15 protein-coding genes are annotated in these 18,520 nt (G+C 41.0%); 11 read left to right on the top strand and 4 right to left on the bottom strand.

What is annotated here, in order from left to right:
- Positions 1 to 3: 3 nt before the first annotated feature.
- Entirely contained in the window at positions 4 to 1,137 is a 1,134-nt protein-coding gene (locus tag DX873_RS11865; RefSeq protein WP_232520906.1) for an efflux RND transporter periplasmic adaptor subunit, read from the top strand.
- Between the two features lie 2 nt (positions 1,138 to 1,139).
- On the opposite strand, the gene DX873_RS11860 is transcribed toward DX873_RS11865, so the two are convergent.
- Both DX873_RS11860 and DX873_RS11855 read right to left on the bottom strand, forming a co-directional pair.
- Positions 1,140 to 1,961: a ZIP family metal transporter gene (locus DX873_RS11860; protein ID WP_116184641.1), complete on the bottom strand. Its 822-nt coding sequence runs from the start codon at positions 1,959 to 1,961 to the stop codon at positions 1,140 to 1,142.
- A complete protein-coding gene (locus DX873_RS11855; protein ID WP_116184893.1) occupies positions 1,961 to 2,617 on the bottom strand; it encodes a metal-dependent transcriptional regulator in 657 nt (218 codons plus the stop codon). Before DX873_RS11855 ends, DX873_RS11860 begins: the two co-directional genes overlap by 1 nt.
- A gap of 150 nt (positions 2,618 to 2,767) precedes the next feature.
- Between DX873_RS11855 and DX873_RS11850 the strand changes: the two genes are divergently transcribed.
- The 4 genes from DX873_RS11850 to DX873_RS11835 all read left to right on the top strand — a co-directional run bounded on the left by DX873_RS11850 (position 2,768) and on the right by DX873_RS11835 (position 8,832).
- Positions 2,768 to 5,041, top strand: a complete 2,274-nt coding sequence (locus tag DX873_RS11850; protein ID WP_116184640.1) for a TonB-dependent receptor — start codon at positions 2,768 to 2,770, stop codon at positions 5,039 to 5,041.
- A 116-nt stretch (positions 5,042 to 5,157) separates the two neighbouring features.
- Positions 5,158 to 6,024, top strand: coding sequence for an inositol oxygenase family protein (locus DX873_RS11845; protein ID WP_181899488.1), 867 nt, complete (start codon positions 5,158 to 5,160; stop codon positions 6,022 to 6,024).
- Positions 6,025 to 6,027: 3 nt separating this feature from the next.
- On the top strand, positions 6,028 to 7,632 hold the full coding sequence (locus DX873_RS11840; RefSeq protein WP_116184639.1) for a solute:sodium symporter family transporter: 1,605 nt from the start codon (positions 6,028 to 6,030) through the stop codon (positions 7,630 to 7,632).
- 57 nt (positions 7,633 to 7,689) lie between these two features.
- The gene (locus DX873_RS11835) at positions 7,690 to 8,832 is read left to right on the top strand and encodes a lycopene cyclase family protein (RefSeq protein ID WP_116184638.1); all 1,143 of its coding nucleotides are present in this window, start codon (positions 7,690 to 7,692) and stop codon (positions 8,830 to 8,832) included.
- Here the strand turns inward: DX873_RS11835 and DX873_RS11830 are convergent.
- A complete protein-coding gene (locus DX873_RS11830; protein WP_232520905.1) occupies positions 8,829 to 9,827 on the bottom strand; it encodes a polyprenyl synthetase family protein in 999 nt (332 codons plus the stop codon). The genes DX873_RS11835 and DX873_RS11830 overlap by 4 nt on opposite strands.
- 155 nt (positions 9,828 to 9,982) lie before the next feature.
- Between DX873_RS11830 and DX873_RS11825 the strand changes: the two genes are divergently transcribed.
- The 6 genes from DX873_RS11825 to DX873_RS11800 all read left to right on the top strand — a co-directional run bounded on the left by DX873_RS11825 (position 9,983) and on the right by DX873_RS11800 (position 17,837).
- Positions 9,983 to 10,516 carry an RNA polymerase sigma factor gene (locus DX873_RS11825; protein ID WP_116184890.1) on the top strand — a complete coding sequence of 178 codons (534 nt, stop codon included), beginning with the start codon at positions 9,983 to 9,985 and terminating at the stop codon, positions 10,514 to 10,516.
- Between the two features lie 14 nt (positions 10,517 to 10,530).
- Positions 10,531 to 10,959 (top strand): hypothetical protein, encoded by a 429-nt coding sequence (locus DX873_RS11820; protein ID WP_116184637.1) that lies wholly within the window; start codon positions 10,531 to 10,533, stop codon positions 10,957 to 10,959.
- Positions 10,960 to 11,177: 218 nt separating this feature from the next.
- Positions 11,178 to 11,783 (top strand): TetR/AcrR family transcriptional regulator, encoded by a 606-nt coding sequence (locus DX873_RS11815; protein ID WP_116184636.1) that lies wholly within the window; start codon positions 11,178 to 11,180, stop codon positions 11,781 to 11,783.
- Complete coding sequence (locus tag DX873_RS11810; protein WP_116184635.1) at positions 11,784 to 13,118, top strand: TolC family protein; 1,335 nt, start codon at positions 11,784 to 11,786, stop codon at positions 13,116 to 13,118. It abuts the gene before it with no gap.
- A gap of 19 nt (positions 13,119 to 13,137) precedes the next feature.
- Positions 13,138 to 14,310, top strand: a complete 1,173-nt coding sequence (locus tag DX873_RS11805) for an efflux RND transporter periplasmic adaptor subunit (RefSeq protein ID WP_116184634.1) — start codon at positions 13,138 to 13,140, stop codon at positions 14,308 to 14,310.
- Positions 14,311 to 14,327: 17 nt separating this feature from the next.
- Complete coding sequence (locus tag DX873_RS11800; protein WP_116184633.1) at positions 14,328 to 17,837, top strand: efflux RND transporter permease subunit; 3,510 nt, start codon at positions 14,328 to 14,330, stop codon at positions 17,835 to 17,837.
- Between the two features lie 68 nt (positions 17,838 to 17,905).
- On the opposite strand, the gene DX873_RS11795 is transcribed toward DX873_RS11800, so the two are convergent.
- Entirely contained in the window at positions 17,906 to 18,253 is a 348-nt protein-coding gene (locus tag DX873_RS11795) for a toxin-antitoxin system YwqK family antitoxin (protein WP_116184632.1), read from the bottom strand.
- Between the last annotated feature and the right edge of the window lie 267 nt (positions 18,254 to 18,520).

Raw genomic sequence — 18,520 nt, 5'->3', positions numbered from 1 at the left:
ATCATGAAAATCAAAAATATAACCTTAGTCCTCGCTGTCTTTTCTGTAGTTCTTTCTTGCGGAGGCCCCGGAAGCAAGAATCAATCATCCGAGTTGGAATCCGAGGTGGAGCAAACCACGATTACAAGAAAACAGTTCGATTCCAATAATTTTCTGTTGGGCAAACTGGAAGAGAGAACTTTTCCCAACGTTGTGGAAACCTCTGGTATCATTGACGTGCCGCCAAAAAACAAAGTTGTGGTTTCGGCAATTACCGGCGGATTTGTAACCAAGACTCCCCTATTAGTGGGTGATCAGGTCAAAAAAGGACAAATCTTGGTCACACTAGAAAACCAGGAATTTGTAAAAATGCAGCAACAATATCTGGAGGTGTTCAACCAGCTCGATTTTCTAAAATCAGAATACGAGAGGAACAGGACCCTTTTTGAGGAAAAAATAGCATCAGAAAAAAAATATCTGGAGGCCAAGAGTAATTATGAGACCCATTTGGCCAGGTACCATGGGCTTAAAAAACAGTTGCAAATGCTCAATATCTCCCCTTCACGTGTAGAGCAGCACATAATTACCAATGAGGCAGCAATCTATGCCCCTATTAATGGTAGTATCACCAAAATTAATGTAGCCACAGGTAGCTATGTGTCCTCCTCGGACGAAATTTTGGAAATTGTGGACAAAGACCATATCCATTTGGAGCTAACCCTTTTTGAAAAGGACATTTTGAAGGTGGAAAAGGGACAAAGAATCCTTTTTCAGATTCCCGAAGCCTCAAATGAAACCCATTTGGCCGAAGTTTATCTGGTGGGTGCTTCCATTCATGAAACACAACGAACCATAAAAGTCCACGGTCATCTTGAAGATGAAAACCACCGGTTTTTGCCGGGTATGTTCGTGGATGCCAAAATATTAACGGACTCTCACGAAGCATTTTCAATACCTGACCAGGCAGTTCTCTCTTCTGAAGGTTCTTCCTATCTTTTAAAATTGGTCTCTGAAAATGAAGAAAATCTGGTTTTTGAAAAAATCAAAGTGATGCCCGGAAACTCCTTTGAAGGGTTTACCGAAATTCAATCAACTACCAATCTTAGTCCCGGGGACAAATTTTTGGTAAAGGGTGTTTTTGATTTATTTGGGAACTGAGTTTATCCCAACCCTACATCCAACATCATCATTATGATGAACCCAGCAATGAAACCCATGGTGGCGATGTCGGTATACTTATCTTGTTGTGTTTCTGGTATCACCTCTTCCACTACCACAAAGATCATGGCTCCGGCGGCAAAGGCAAGTGCGTAAGGCAGAATGGGCTCAAAGGTAAGAACGGCCCAGGCACCAAGCACCCCAGCTATTGGCTCCACAAGAGCAGAGGATTGTCCATAGACCCAGCTTTTCCATCTACTCAGTCCCTGTCTTCGCATGGGAACAGCCACCGCAAAACCTTCGGGAAAATTCTGAAGCCCAATTCCCAATGCGAGGGCCACAGCCCCACCTATGGTGGCACCTTCAAAACCGGAGGCCACACCGCCAAAAAGAACCCCTACGGCCAATCCCTCAGGAATATTGTGCAAAGTGATTGCCAACACCAATAAGGTAGTCCGGTGCCAGGGAGTTTTTACACCCTCCGCTTCATCAATCTTAAAATTGATATGCAAATGGGGCAGTATCTTATCCAAACCAAAAATAAAGAGTGCTCCCAGAAGAAAACCCACTGCAGCAGGAATTACTTTTACAAAACCTTCACCCTCGCTCATCTCTATCCCCGGGGCCAAAAGACTCCAAAAACTGGCAGCCACCATAACACCTCCGGTGAAACCCAGCATTCCATCCATGAGAGCTCTATTGGGATTCTTGAACAAATAGACCAGTCCGGCACCTGCTGCGGTCAACGCCCAAGTAAACAATGTGGCGTAAAGAGCGGCCAAAATGGGGTCAATCGTCTGAAAATATTGAATTACCTGTTCCATTATTGATTCTTTTTTACGTAAAGATTTGATGCGATTTGATGTGAAATCCTGAGTTCTCTGTCTTCCATCCTAATCCGAAGAGATTGATCAAAATCCTCTTTCTCCAATACTTCTATGGTATTTCCCAAGGCTATTTTATTCTTGTCCAAGAATTTAAGGAAAGGGGCAGATGAATCCTTTACTCCCACGCAGACGCCCTCGCTGTTCAAGGGCAGTTCACTCAACAATTGCTTATCGCGTTCCATAAATTTTCCATCCTTACTGGGAATTGGGTCTCCATGTGGATCGTATTTTGGATAATTCAGAAGTTCATCGAGCTTATCAATGAGTTTTTCGCTTTTAATGTGTTCCAATTGTTCGGCCACCTCATGGACCTCATCCCAGGTAAAATCTAATTTTTCGACCAAAAAGACTTCCCATAACCGATGTTTCCTAATAATTGAAAGAGCTGTTTTCTTTCCTTCATCAGTCAAGGAAACTCCCTGATATTTTTTGTAGTTGACCAATCCTTTTTCAGAAAGTTTCTTGGCCATATCGGTAACAGAGGATGGTTTTGTTTCCATCTGCTCAGCAATAGCATTTGTTGAAATGGAAGTAGCGTTGCCCCCTCCTAAATGGAAAATGGTCTTTAGATAGTTTTCCTCAGAACGAGTCATTAAAAAATATTTTTTCAAAAATACATTTTTATAAATCAAAACCAATTTTTAGATTTGTCTAAATTTTAAAAAAGTTTCATCTAAATACAATTGTTGATATCAATTGTGTTATTTTTGTTTAGACTTAATCTAAATAACAATCTTTACACCATGATAGCTTCAAAAAAAGGGGTCTCATCCCTTCTTACTTTTCTTATAGCTTTCTCTTTTGTTCAGGCCCAACAGGGTACCGTTTCAGGGAATGTAAGTGAAAATGGCGAGCCCTTAGCCTTCGTAAATGTATTTTTAAAGAACACTAAAAAGGGTACCGCAACCAACGAAAATGGAGATTACAAACTTGAGGGAGTAGCTCCAGGAAACTATACTTTGGTGGTTTCTTCCATCGGTTTTAAACCATTTGAGCAAAATATTTCGCTGAAGAAAGGAGAAACTGTTGAAATCAATGCTTCCCTTGTCGCTGAGGCCCAAATGTTGAACGAGATGGTTGTCACAGGCACCCTGAAAGCCGTAAATCGAATGGAAAGTCCGGTTCCGGTTGAAGTATACTCCCCTACTTTTTTAAAAAAGAATCCAACTGCCAGCATATTTGATGCGCTACAGAATGTAAACGGGGTACGTCCACAGATTAACTGCAATGTTTGCAATACAGGCGACATCCACATTAATGGCCTTGAAGGACCCTACACTTTGGTATTGATAGATGGCATGCCTATTGTAAGCGGTTTGGGCACGGTTTATGGCCTTACTGGTATCCCAAATTCTTTGATCGAACAAATTGAAATCGTAAAAGGTCCTGCCTCTTCCTTATATGGAAGTGAAGCTGTAGGCGGATTGATTAATGTAATCACTAAACATGCACCAAGTGCACCGGAGTTCTTTGCCGACGGCTTTGTGACCGGATGGGGAGAATACAATCTAGATGTGGGAAGCAAGATTGAGTTCGGAGATAAAACCGATTTGCTCCTAGGGGTCAATTACTTCAATTATGACACGCCTATAGATAACAATGGTGACAATTTTACGGATGTAACCCTTCAAGACCGCATTTCAGTATTTCAGAAATGGAACTTTAAACGTGAAAACTCCCGGATCTTTTCTTTGGCAGGACGCTTCTTTTATGAAGATCGCTGGGGAGGAGAAATGCAATGGACACCTGAATTTAGAGGTGGAGACGAGATTTATGGCGAAAGCATTTACACTAGAAGATGGGAAATCTTGGGCAAATATCAACTTCCCTTTAGGGAAAAGATGCTACTATCTCTCTCCTACAATGACCACAATCAAAACTCTGTTTATGGAGACACTCCCTATTTAGCTGATCAGCGCATTGGTTTTGCACAATTGACCTGGGACAAAAAGGTGGGTGAACATGATCTGCTTTTTGGAAGTGCACTGCGATACAATTACTACGATGACAACACTCCTGCGACTTTAGAAGCAGATAACATTTGGATTCCAAGTCTTTTTGTTCAAGACGAGATAGAATTTGCTCAAAAGCATTCATTCTTGGCAGGGCTTAGGTACGATTACAATAACCGCCATGGCAATATTTTTACCCCTAGGGCCGCTTACAAATGGAAACCTTCGGATAATGACATTCTTAGACTCAATGCGGGAACGGGATTTCGCATAGTAAACTTGTTTACTGAAGAGCATGCTGCTTTAACCGGTGCCAGGGATGTCATCATTGCCGAAGAATTGAAACCTGAGCGGTCTGTGAATGTCAACCTCAATTATTTGAAAAAAATATATGGGGAAAATGGCACATATACGAGCATAGATTTGTCCGCTTTTTACACCCATTTTTCAAATGCCATTCTCCCTGATTATGATACAGACCCCAATCAGATTATCTATGATAATTTGGACGGTAAATCGGTTTCCCAGGGTGTAAGCGCCAATCTAGAAATGGCTTTTCCAAGTGGTCTAAGGTTTCTTGTCGGAGCCACCTGGCAGGATGTGAGCAATACAGAAAATGGTATCAAACAACAGCAAATTCTAACGGAAAGCTTTACAGGAACCTGGAATGTTTCCTATACATTTCGTCAATTACGCCTTTCCGTGGATTACACGGGCAATCTTTATGGCCCTATGCGATTGCCCCTCCTGGGTAAGCTGGATCCCAGACAGGAATATTCTCCTACCTGGAGCATACAGAACATTCAATTTACCTACAAGGGCCTAGAGGGTTTTGAAATTTATGGGGGAATTAAAAACCTACTGGATTGGACTCCTAACCGGGGCAATCCGTTCATTATTGCCCGAGCCCATGACCCATTTGATAAAAATGTGACTTTTGATCCCAATGGAAACGTTGTGGCAAACGCTGATAATCCCTTCGCATTGACTTTTGACCCCAGCTATGTCTATGGCCCCAATCAAGGAATAAGGGGATTTTTTGGTTTGCGGTATACCCTTTTCTGAAAATCATCTGTTTATAAAGCGCCAACAATTTGGCCTAGTTCGATTTTATCAAAAATCAAATCGAAAAAATGTGTACTTTTAACACAGAAGGCTTTATTATTAAATTTTTGGTAACGATGGCGTTAAATTCAGAGCAAAAAAAGAAAGTCAATGATATGATGGATCTATGGGAAGACGACCTCTTGGAACGTTACCCAGAAAATCCAAAAAAATCTAAGGAGGAGTTCAGGAATTACGATAACCCTGCCAGGGATACGGTAAAGGAGTTCTATAAGATGAACCACACTTATCAGACCTATGACTTTGTCCTGGAAAAAGAAAAAGAGTTCCTGTCTTTGGACCGGAAAAAAATGGGACTTTGGGATGCAATTGAGTATTTGAACACTTTAGTAGATGATTCTGATCCCGATATAGACCTGGACCAGACCCAGCATTTGTTACAGACCTCAGAAGCTATACGAGCCGATGGGCATCCTGATTGGTTTGTGCTAACAGGATTCTTGCACGACTTGGGGAAGGTACTCTGCTTGTTCGGAGAGCCACAGTGGGCCGTGGTAGGAGATACTTTTCCTGTGGGCTGCAGGTTCTCGGACAAAATTGTTTATCCCGATTTTTTCAAGGCAAATCACGATTTCAGCAATGAAAAATATAACACCAAGTTGGGAGTCTATGAAGAAAATTGTGGTCTTCGCAATGTGCATATGTCTTGGGGGCACGATGAGTACCTCTACCACGTTATGAAGGATTATTTACCAGAAGAAGGGCTTTACATCATTCGGTACCATAGTTTTTACGCCCAACATAGGGAACACGCCTATGACCATTTAATGGATGAGCACGACCATGCCATGTTCAAATGGGTGGACAAGTTCAATCCGTATGACCTCTACACCAAGGCTCCGGTTAAACCAAACGTAGCGGAGTTAAAACCCTATTACGAGGACTTGGCCGCCAAATATTTGCCCGATACGATTCGGTTTTAGTGGATGGCACAGTTCATCAGCTTTTTTGTGTTCATGGCCTTTGTTGCGGCCTATTCCAGTTGGAAACTAAGAAAAGACAACCTTTCTTCCCAAGACGGATATTTTTTGGGGGGACGAAGCTTGACGGGGATTGTTATAGCTGGTTCGTTGTTGTTGACCAACATTTCCACGGAACATTTGGTGGGAATGAATGGGGATGCCTATAAGCATGGAGCCATTATTATTGCCTGGGAAGTTACCTCTGCCCTGGCCTTGGTCGCCGCAGCACTCTACTTTGCTCCACGCTATTTAAAAATGGGGTTGACTACGATTCCAGAGTTTTTGGAAAAACGGTTTGATGGACTTACTCGTACCATCATAGCATTTTTACTGATCATATCGTTTGTTTCCACTTTACTTCCCATAGTTCTGTACTCCGGAGCGATAAGCATTGAGCAAATTTTTGAGATTTCCAGTCTTTTGAACATTAGTCAAAATGAAGGGTTGTGGCTGACAGTTGTCGTCGTGGGTAGCGTAGGGGCTGTCTATGCCATTTTTGGTGGGTTGAAAATGGTGGCCTACACTGACACCATCAATGGATTTGGACTTTTGATTGCAGGTATTTCAATTCCCGTTTTGGCCCTTTGGGGCATTGGAGATGGAAATATTCTGAAAGGCCTTCATATGGTTTTTGAAAATGCTCCGGAAAAATTCAATGTTGTCAGCAACGAAGTTTCAGTGGGTGATGGTGCTCGTGATTCCATCATGCCCTTTGGCGTATTGTTTACCGGATTGATCATTAATCAGCTCTATTTTTGGACAATGCACCAATCCATTATCCAACGGGTATTGGGAGCCATTAGTCTAAAAGAAGCTCAAAAAGGATTGTTGTACACAGGACTATTAAAAATATTGGTTCCCTTGATCATTGTACTTCCAGGAATCATTGCCTTTTATTACTTCAATGATACCTTTTATGATAAAAAGGAACTGGTCTATCCCAGCTTGGTAAAAAAAGTGCTTCCATTCTGGATGACCGGCTTCTTTGTGGCTGTACTCATGGGAGCCATCTTAAGTACCTTCAACAGCGCTTTGAACAGTGCGGCAACCATCTTTAGCTTGGGCATCTACAAAAGATACCTCAACAAAAATGCCAATGAAAAGCTTCTTGTGCGAATTGGAAAAATGACCTCCGCACTGTTGGCTTTGTTTGCCATTGGAATAGCTCCCTTCATTGCCCATGCGCCCAAAGGTCTATACCAATTGCTGCAGCAGCTCAATGGGATTTTCTTCATTCCCATGGCCACGGTTATTTTAGCCGGTTTCTTTCTACCTAAAATATCCGCTATGGGAGCAAAGATTGGACTTTTATTCGGATTGCTATTTTATGTTTTTACCAATTTTATCCTGCAAATAGATTTGCACTATGTCCATATTTGGGGCTTAGAGTTCGTCCTCAATATTGGAGTGATGCTATTGGTGTCGAGATGGTTTCCAAGAACCAACGATTTCCGCATCACAAACATCGGTGTTGTGGACGTGACCCATTGGAAATATGCCAAAGGCTTTAGCCTTTTTTTGGTCTTGGCCACCTTGGCAGTTTATGTGCTCTTGGGCAACGTAGGATAAAAAAGATATCTTTCCCGATTGTTCTTTTCCAGAACTTTCATTCCGTATTTTTGATTGATGCATCATTACGACTATATCATCATCGGTGCTGGTGCGGCTGGGCTTCTGTTGGCTGATGCCCTTGGCAAGGATACGCATTTTGATTCCAAATCCATTCTAATTTTGGATAAAGAAGATAAAACCCAAAACGATCGCACCTGGTGTTTTTGGGAAGAAGGCTCTGGAAAATTTGACGCCATAGTCCATAAAAAATGGGATAAAGTTTTTGTGGCTGGAAAGAATCTTCAATTATCCTCTCAAATTACCCCGTATTCTTATAAAATGGTTAGAGGTCTTGATTTTTATAATCACTATCTGCCCATTGTAAAGTCTTGTCCCAATATCAATTGGCAACAAGAAAACGTGCTGCAAATTCTAGAAACGGGCAACTATGCTGAAGTCCGGACTGAAGGCAACCAATACACCTGCAGTAAAGTCTTCAGCAGCATTTTTACCCCGGAAACTCTATACAAACAAAGTAGGTTTCCCGTTCTGCAACAACATTTTTTAGGATGGTTTGTTCATACTCAAAAACCGGTTTTTGATTCTACACAAGCCACTTTTATGGATTTTTCAGTTTCTCAAAAAGGGAATACCCGTTTCATGTATGTGCTCCCTTTATCCGAGAACAAGGCTTTGGTAGAGTATACGTTGTTCTCAGAAAAGCTTTTGAAAAAAGAGGAATATGAGGAAGCTATAAAGGAATACATGCGTGTCAATTTTGACGATACTTCCTATGATATTGTGGAAACGGAGTTCGGTAGTATTCCTATGACCTGCTATCCTTTTCATCAACACAACACTGCCAATATTATAAATATTGGTATAGCAGGTGGATGGGCCAAACCCAGCACTGGTTTTACATTCTACAACACCTCAAAGCAGATAAGTATGCTTGTTGATTTTTTGAAAACAGGAAAACCTTTGGATATATTTTATTCAAAGAGCAGGTACTGGTTATACGATTTATTGCTGCTGGATATTCTTTACAAGCACAACCACCTAGGGCAATCCATATTTGAGTCCATGTTCAAAAAAAGAAAAGCTTCCCTTATTCTTAAATTCCTTGGAAATGAAACCACGTTTTGGGAGGACCTTAAAATCATAAGTGCTTGTCCCAAATCACCCTTTTTAAAAGCACTTTGGAATAGGTTGTTCTAAACAGTCCTTTGCATCAAACCTTCCCCAAATTGTCTGAGTATTTTTTTGTTGGCATCGGATAGTTTTAATTTCTCCAAATGACCAAAAGCTGCCTGCGTAAACATTTCAATTGCATCTTTTGTAGCCTCAACGGCTCCTGATTCTTCAAAAATAGTTTTGACAGCTTCAATTTTGGATGAAGAATCCTTAGGTTTAATAGAATACAGGTGCAGCAGGCTCTCTATTTGCTCTTGGTTTCCCGTTTCCATGGATTTTAGGTACAGATAGGTCTTTTTGTTTTCCATGATATCACCTCCAATCTGTTTCCCAAATGTTTTGGGATCTCCAAAGGCATCCAGATAATCATCCTGCAATTGAAATGCAATCCCCAGGTTACGTCCAAATTCGTACACTGCTATCGTATCTTGCTCGGACGCTCCAGCGATCATGGCACCCATTTGCATTGCCGCGGCAACCAAGACAGCTGTTTTGTACTCGATCATTTTTAGGTATTCCTCGAGAGAAACATCATCCCTGGTCTCAAAATCTATATCGTATTGTTGACCTTCACAAACTTGAAGGGAAGTTTTGCTAAAAAGTGAGGTTAGTTTTTTAAACAATTCTGGCGGATAGTTCTCAAATAACTGGTAAGCCAAAATCAACATGGCATCTCCAGACAAGATTCCCGTGTTCAAGTCCCATTTTTCGTGCACTGTTGTTTTTCCCCTTCGTAAGGGGGCATCATCCATAATGTCATCATGGACCAAAGAGAAGTTATGGAACATTTCAATGGCCAAAGCTGCATCCATGGATTGATCGGAGTCTCCTTGAAAGAGTTCAGTGGTCAATAAAGTGAGCACAGGTCGCAATCTTTTCCCTCCCAAGTTCAATATATAGCTAATGGGTTCATAAAGATTTTGGGGTTCCGTAAACTTGCTCCTTGTTTCAAGATGAGAAACAAACTTTGCACGCAGCAGTTCAATAAAGTCGGTTTTTGCCATGGACCAAAAATACATGCAAATTTTTTAACCATGGAGGCTTCATTTTTCCTTGTCCAAATCAGGTTTCCACACCGACAAAAATCTAATCTGAAGAAAAAAGTGGTTCAAAAATGCAATAGATTTGAAAAGCTTCGTCTATAATGATGAAGAGCGCAAAATTGCCTTTTTTGATGGCCAACAAAACTGAGAATCGTAACAACCTGACAACTTTTTTCAATGAAGAGTACAATTCATTGAAACACTATGTCCAGTCCAGAATTCAGGACACATCTGAAAGAGATGCAGAGGACATTGTGCAGGATGTGGCATTGCGAATATTCTCAAAGGCCGATGATATTTTGCCCATCAACAATATTGGAGGGTTTGTGTACAGCGCAGTACGTAATCGCATAATTGATATTATGCGTGGAAGAAAAGAAAGAAAATACGATGCAGAGGATATCGATAGGCAATGGCGCGAATTTGCAGAGTTATTTTATGGTGAAGCGGACAATTCTTATTCGCCAGCTCTGGAGAAAGCATTGAAAATTGCTGTTAGGGAACTTAAACCTTCCTATAGGGACATTATAATCGCTGTAGATTTTGAAGGCTATACCTACAGAGAAATAGCACAAAAAACTGGCATTTCAGCTGGTACATTGATGTCAAGAAGACACAGGGCCCTGTCCCTATTGTTTAAGATTTTAGAAAATATGAAAGAATAATAAAGCATTGGATTATGGAACATAAAAGAGACATAGAAAAAAGAATAGAGGGGAAAGTGGAGTATTACGTCACCAAGATTTTTAAGGTGGTCATCATGGCAATACTGTTCATTGCATTGTTCTTGTTGGCCAACTATGTATTGATGCGCCTCTGGAACTGGCTAATGCCAGAGCTGTTTGGGCTGGCAACCGTTACCTACTGGCAAGCATTGGGAATCCTAGTCTTGGCCAAGTTGATCTTTGGTTTTGGCGGAGGTGATAGTGGTGGAAAAAGCAAACGTAAAAAACGTAGAAAGTCCTCTCATGAATGTGGTTCGCTTCGAAGAGATTTTGCAGAATGGAAACACTACGATCAATTTTGGAAAGAAGAAGGTGAAGAAGCCTATAAGGCTTATGTGGAACGGATTAAAAATGCTGATCATGGTACCCGCCAAGAAGAATAAAAAAGCAAACATCAAAGAAAGCTACAGCCGTCAGCACCGATCCTTTTTTTGGAGCTCAAGGACAAAAATCAAGGGTCGGTCCAAAAAAAGTCCACGTCTTCGTCATTATATGGTTGGCTGGACCAACTGAACTATAAACTAGACCTTCGTTAAAAAAATGTAAAACTTTGGAAACTTTTTTGGTTTTTTAAGTTTCCAAAGTATTTTTGCCGCCTGTTATGCGAGAAAAAATATTACATAAAGCTACGGAGTTGTTTTTGAACCTTGGTTTCAAAAGCGTGACCATGGACGACCTTGCTCACGAAATGGGTATCTCAAAAAAAACCATTTACTCCCATTTCGAAAATAAGACCAAGTTGGTAGAAGAAAGTGTGATGGACCTTTTCTTGTTTATCTCCAATGGTATCGATGAGATCATATCATTACAGAAGAATCCAATTGAGGAGCTTTATGAGATCAAAAAATTCGCAATGTGCCATCTAAAGGATGAAAAATCATCTCCCCAGTACCAACTACAGAAGTACTACCCCAAGCTGCATGACACATTAAAAAAGAAGCAGTTTGAGGTGATGCAGGATTGTGTGTTGGACAACATTAAGAGGGGCATAAAATTGGGAATATACAGGGATAATCTAAACGTTGAATTTGTATCCCGAATTTATTTTTCCGGGGCCTTTAATTTAAAGGACCCCAGTCTGTTCCCGATGAGCATGTTCTCCCATCCACAACTGGAGGATATTTTCCTGGAATATCACTTGCGAGGCATTGTAACACCCGAAGGAAGAAAAATATTAAACTCAATCATCAATTCAAACCAAGAATAAATGCGAACAACCTTAATCATTGTATTTTTAATTTTATCGTGGTTTTCCCAGGCTCAGGAAACCAACTCCTATAGTTTTAGCCTGGACGAAGCCATTGACTATGCCCTTGAGCACAATTATAGCGCCTTAAATGCTACAAGGGATATGACCGATGCACAAAAGCTTAAATGGGAGACCATTGCAGACGGACTTCCCCAAATTTCTGGGGCAATAAGCTATCAAAATCAATTGAAACAACCCGTGACACAGATTCCAGCCGAGTTTTTTGGTGGAGAACCGGGAACCTTTCAAGAGGTAGTTTTTGGTCAGGCCCAATCTGCTACAGCAACTGCAACCTTGACCCAGCAGATTTTTGATGGGTCCTACATTGTAGGTGTTCAAGCCACCAAAACCTTTTTGGATTACAGCAAGAACAACAAGGAAAAAACCGATTTGGATGTTAGAAAATCGGTTGTGGAAGCTTACGGTAACTTCTTATTGGCCCAAGAGAGTGTAAAAATTTCGGAGAACAACAAAGCTACTCTGGAAAAGAACCTCTATGAGACCAAAAGAATATACGAAAACGGACTTGGGGACGAAGAAAGTGTAGATCAATTGCAGATTACCCTTTCTTCAGTGGAAAGCCAGCTCAAAAATGCTAAGCGTCTGGAAAAAATAACGCTTCAGATGCTGAATCTTGTTTTGGGACTCCCCATTGAAACAGAGACGATCCTTACAGAAAATTTGGACGACCTTACCCAAAAACAGATTGACTTTGGTCTGTTGGATACAGATTTCAGCATTGAAAAAAATGTGGATTATAAATTGGCCCTTAACTTAACGGAACAACGTTTCTTTGAGCACAAACTTGCAAAAAGTAGGGCACTTCCAACATTGAATGCCTTTGTAAACTATGGTGGGTCTTCCTTTAGTGATCGATTCAACTTCTTAAGTTCAGGACAGCAATGGTTTGGGTCTTCTGTAATGGGATTTGATTTGAACATCCCCATCTTTAGCTCACTTAAAAGAAGTGCTAGCACTCAACGCGCCAAAATTGCCTTGGAACAGGCCAAAACCCAGTTTACTGAAGCCGAGCAACAAATCCAACTTCAGTTGGAAAGCGCCAAAAGCGATTACATTCTTGCCATAGATGAGTACGGAACCTCAAAAGACAACCTTGCTCTGGCTGAACGTATTGAACACAAAAACCAGGTCAAATATTCAGAAGGGCTGGCCACTAGCTTTGAACTAAGGCAAGCGCAGACCCAACTTTATTCAAGCCAGCAAGAGTATTTACAGTCCATGGTAGATGTAATCAATAGCAAAACCGAATTGGAAACCATATTAAATCAATAATCAAGAAAACCATATCATCATGAAAAAAATAATATACGTAGTGCTTACTGCAGTTGTTCTTTCCTCTTGTGGAGGAGGTAACAAAAACTCTGTTGAAAGCATTATCGCCGGAAATAATCTTGAGGACATTCGGACCAAGAGGTCTGAAATCTCAGACCAACAAAAGGCATTGGATAAAGAACTTAAATCTTTGGATTCCGTTATTGCTCTTTTGGATGACAACGCCAAATTGCCCCTTGTGACCACTTTTAATGCAAAGCCACAAAAGTTTCTGCATTACTTGGAACTTCAAGGTGATGTAATGACCAAACAAAATGTCCTTATCTACCCAGAAATGTCCGGGACACTTTATCGTGTATATGTAAAGGAAGGACAAAAAGTGGCCAAAGGACAACTATTGGCATCAATCGATGACGGCGGACTATCCAGTCAACTGGCCCAGTTAAAAACAGAAACTGAATTGGCCAAGACCACATTTGAGCGTCAAAAAAGGCTTTGGGAGCAAAATATTGGTTCTGAAATTCAGTATTTGCAAGCCAAGACTACATACGAAGCTCAAGAAAACGTTGTAAAGCAAATGGAAAGCCAATTGGCCAAGTCCAGCATAAGGGCTCCCTTTGCCGGTATCATTGATGACGTGATCAAAGATCAGGGAACCGTTGTAAGTCCAGGTCCAGGTTCTGAAGTTTTCAGAATCGTAAACCTTTCCAATATGTACATTGAAGTGGAGGTTCCTGAAAGCCATCTGCCCAATGTAACCCCTGGAAAGGACGTACAGGTGTATTTTCCGGTATTGGGTGACAGTGTCCAAACGAAAATTAGACAAACTGGAAACTTCATTAACCCAAGCAACCGTTCCTTTACAGTTGAAATTCCTGTTCCAAGTAACGGAGGAAAAATCAAGCCTAACCTTACCGCTAAGGTGATGATCAATGATTACACTAATGAAAATGCCATTTTAATTCCCCAAAGCATTGTTTCAGAGAATGCCGAAGGTGATCAATATGTGTATTTGGTCGGTGCCGATTCCATCTCGGATGCTGTAGCGGAAAAATCTTTTATCACCACGGGAAAAACCCAAGGTGATTATGTTGAAGTACTTTCCGGCATCAATAACGGGGACGGAATTATTGATGAAGGGGCCCGAAGTGTAAAAGAAGGTCAGAAAGTAAAGATCAAAAACGGTGAATAGCCAAAAGATTGTAAGGTATGAGCAAGCAAAAGAAAAGTGTAGATAAAGAATTTAGGCTATCATCGTGGGCCATTGACAACAAAACAACCATGTATGTTTTGATTGCAGTGATCCTTTTCCTCGGAGCTTCGGCCTATTTTAGTATGCCAAGGGAAAATTTCCCAGAGATCAAGGAAACCAAAATCTATATCAGTTCGGTGTATCCAGGAAACACTGCTGAGGACATCGAAAAACTGATAACAGACCCTCTGGAGGATGAACTGAAAACTGTGAGCAATGTTGTGGAAATTATCTCTACTTCACAGGAAGATTATTCCATAATAACGGTTGAATTTGATGAGAACATCTCGGTTGAAGCGGCTAAACAAAAGGTAAAAGATGAGGTGGATTCCCAGACTTCTGGAGAAGACTGGCCCACATTCAACGGTGCCAAAGTAGAGCCGAGTGTATTTGACCTCAGCCTCTCCGAAGAAATGCCCATCCTAAACATTAACATCTCTGGAGATTATCCAGTTGAGGAGCTTAAGGCATATGGTGAATATCTGGAAGAAGAAATTGAAGGTCTTCTAGAGATAAAACAGGTGGATATCCGAGGAGCACAGGAGAAAGAAGTTGAAGTTGCAGTGGATATTTACAAAATGATGGCCGCCCAGGTGAGTTTTGATGATGTAATCAATGCTATCAGCAGGGAGAACATGACAACTTCGGCCGGTAACCTCATAACCAGTGGTCAGCGAAGAACCTTAAGAATTGTAGGGGAAATAGATGAACCTTCGGACCTGGAGAACTTTGTGGTAAAATCTGAAAACGACAACCCCATTTATTTAAGGGACATTGCTGAAGTCAGTTTTAAAGAAGAGGACAAAACTACCTATGCAAGGGATTTTGGGCATCCGGTTGTTATGTTGGATGTTAAAAAGAGAGCGGGAAAGAACATGGTCGCTGCAGCAGAACAGGTGCAGGAAATTGTGGATGATGCAGTAGAAAATGTTTTCCCACAGGATTTAGAGGTGAGCATTGCAAATGATCAATCTTCAAGAACCATTGGTCAGGTAGATGACCTTGTGAACAACATCATCTTCGGTATCATTCTGGTTGTTACGGTATTGATGTTCTTTTTAGGATTCAAGAATGCCCTATTTGTTGGTTTTGCAATTCCAATGTCCATGTTCATGTCCTTGATGATCCTAAACACATTGGGGTACACCATGAACACTATGATTCTTTTTGGTCTGATTATGGGACTGGGTATGTTGGTGGACAACGGTATTGTGGTTGTTGAGAATGTCTACCGACTTATAGATAAAGAAGGAATGTCACGAATGGAAGCAGCTAAAAAGGGTATCGGGGAAATCGCTTTCCCTATTATCATCTCAACTTTGACCACGGTGGCTGCATTTGTACCACTCGGACTGTGGCCAGGGGTAATGGGTCAGTTTATGATCTATTTCCCAGTAACCTTATCTGTTGTGCTGGGGTCCTCCTTGTTCGTAGCGATCTTTTTTAACTCTGTGCTCGTGTCCAGATATATGACCACTCAGGACAAAGAGATGCCATTGAAACAAATAATTAAGGTCACCTCTATTGTATCTGCCATAGGTTTGCTGATTATCATCTTTGGAGGCGATTACCGTGCTTTGGGAACTTTGATGGTTACAACCTCTATCCTTTTATGGATTTACAGACTGGTTCTTAGAGGTTGGGCAAACGGTTTTCAGAACAGGATTTTGCCAAAATGGGAGAAATTCTACGAAAGAACCCTCCGCTATGCCCTATCCGGAAGAAAGCCTATTCTTATTGCTGTAGGAACTTTTGTTCTTCTATTTATTGCATTTATGGGATTTGGTGCATCCGTAGGAAGCCAAAGAACCAAAGTAGAGTTCTTCCCAGACAATACTCCCAACCAGATTATTGTATACATAGAGTATCCTGAAGGGACGGACATTAAAAAGACCAATGAAATCACCAAAGAGATAGAAACCCAGGTATATGACATTTTAAATGGCAATACCTACATGCATGGAGATTACAATTTCTTGGTTGAAAGCGCTGTTTCCCAAGTAGGTGAAGGTGCAGGGAATCCCCAGACTGATGGTGGCTCTTCTGCCGAAATGCCCCATCGTGGAAAAATTACAGCCACTATGCGGGAATACAAGTTCAGGGAAGGTGCTGATAGTAATGACCTTTTGAAGCTAGTACAAGAAGCCTTAAAAGATGTGTATCCTGGAGTGGCCATTTCTGTTGAGAAAGACGCTGTTGGTCCACCGGCGGGATATCCCATTAATATTGAATTGGAAGGAAATGATTATACCGAGTTGATTGCTGCCGCGGAAAAGATGAGAAACTTCATCAATTCAAAGAACATTCCTGGTATCGATGAGCTTAAAATAGACGTTAACAAGTCCAAGCCCACAATGCTCGTTGAAGTAGACCGAAAAAAGGCTGGGGAGCTTGGTGTTGCCACAGGACAAGTAGGGCAACAACTTCGTAATTCCATTTTTGGTGCCAAGGCTGGAATCTATAAGGAAGATGGAGAGGATTATGACATCTATGTTCGTTTTAATGAGGAGAACCGGTACAATACCAGTGCGCTCTTTAACCAAAAAATCACCTTCAAGGACCAAAACAGTGGTCAAACCAAAGAAGTTCCTGTTTCTGCTGTAGCTAAGCAGGTGAACAGCTCTGGTTTTAGTGCCATCAAACACAGGGATGTAAAACGAGTGGTTACGGTTTACTCCGCACTTGCCCCTGGTTATACCGATGCTGGTGCTATTGTAAGTAAAGTTCAAGATGAGATGGAAAGTTTTACTGATCTTCCTGCTGACATCAAAATTGACTATACAGGTCAGATTGAGGAGCAGAACAAGCAAATGGCCTTTTTAATGGGAGCCTTTTTCACAGGATTAGGATTGATTTTCTTCATATTGATCTTCCAATTTAACTCCATCTCCAAGCCTGGGATAATCATGCTTGCCATTTTCTTGAGTTTAATTGGGGTATTTGGTGGAATAGTTGCTACGGGAAGCGCCTTTGTGATTATGATGACCATGATGGGTATTATCTCCCTCGCGGGAATTGTGGTGAACAATGGTGTGGTATTATTGGATTATACCCAGCTTTTGATCGATAGGAAAAAGGTGGAACTTGAAATGGACGAAGAGGACCTATTGGATTCCAAAAACTTTTTGGAAGCTGTGGTAAAAGGTGGTAAGGCTAGGTTGCGACCTGTTCTACTGACCGCCATCACCACAATATTGGGGCTTATTCCATTGGCGACAGGATTCAATATTAACTTCTTTACCCTGATGAGCGAGTTCAACCCAAGAATCTATTTTGGTGGGGACAATGTTATCTTCTGGGGACCGTTGGCCTGGACCGTAATTTATGGATTGCTGGTAGCTACATTCCTAACATTGATCGTAGTGCCCATTCTTTTCACTTTGGTTTATAGAATCAAGGTGAGGATTCGCAAAAACAGGGCAAGAAAAGACCTGGATAAAAAAGAGCCATTAGGCATGGCAGCTTAACCACTTTATGGAATCAAAAAAGCCCCGACTTAAAAGTCGGGGCTTTTTTGTGAATACTTGTAAAACCGTCACTGAACCGAGACCACTTCAGACTGGTTCCAATTTTTCACATTTACAATACGGTTATCTACAAAATCCACTTCTTTTAAAATCTGGCCTTCCCAAAAGAACCATTTACCAGCTCTTTTGCCATCAATATATTTACCAGAGGCAATCTTTCTGCCTTCAGCATTGTACATCAACCATTGACCGTGAAGTTTTCCTTTTAGCAAAAAGCCTGTTTGGGCAATTTCACCGTTTTCATGAAAATATGTAGCCTTTACCATTTTCCCCACTTTTTCCAAAGTCGGCTCGGTACCTTGAGGATACATGCAAACCGAAAACATTACTGCCATAAAAAATATTGCTTTCTTCATATGATATGGGTTTTAGTTCAATTATTTTTCCTTCGCTTGTCTTACAAAGTTACTTATAATTTACGTTAAATAAATATTTAAATAACATTTAATTTACATTAAATTAACTTTAAAGTTTCAACTCATTGTTTATCAATAGATTAATTGAAATCAAAAATGATAATTCTGTGCACATTTATCGGAAAATCTGTTCCTTTCCTCCCAGAATCACTTCAATGTAAATTAATTGTTAATTTAAAGTTACCTAATTATAACTGCCATTATCTC

It is taken from the genome of Flagellimonas nanhaiensis (assembly GCF_003382275.1).
In the GTDB taxonomy this organism is placed as follows: Bacteria; Bacteroidota; Bacteroidia; order Flavobacteriales; family Flavobacteriaceae; genus Flagellimonas; species Flagellimonas nanhaiensis.
Note: the sequence above shows the minus strand (reverse complement) of the source record. Positions and strands in the feature narration are given on the sequence as shown.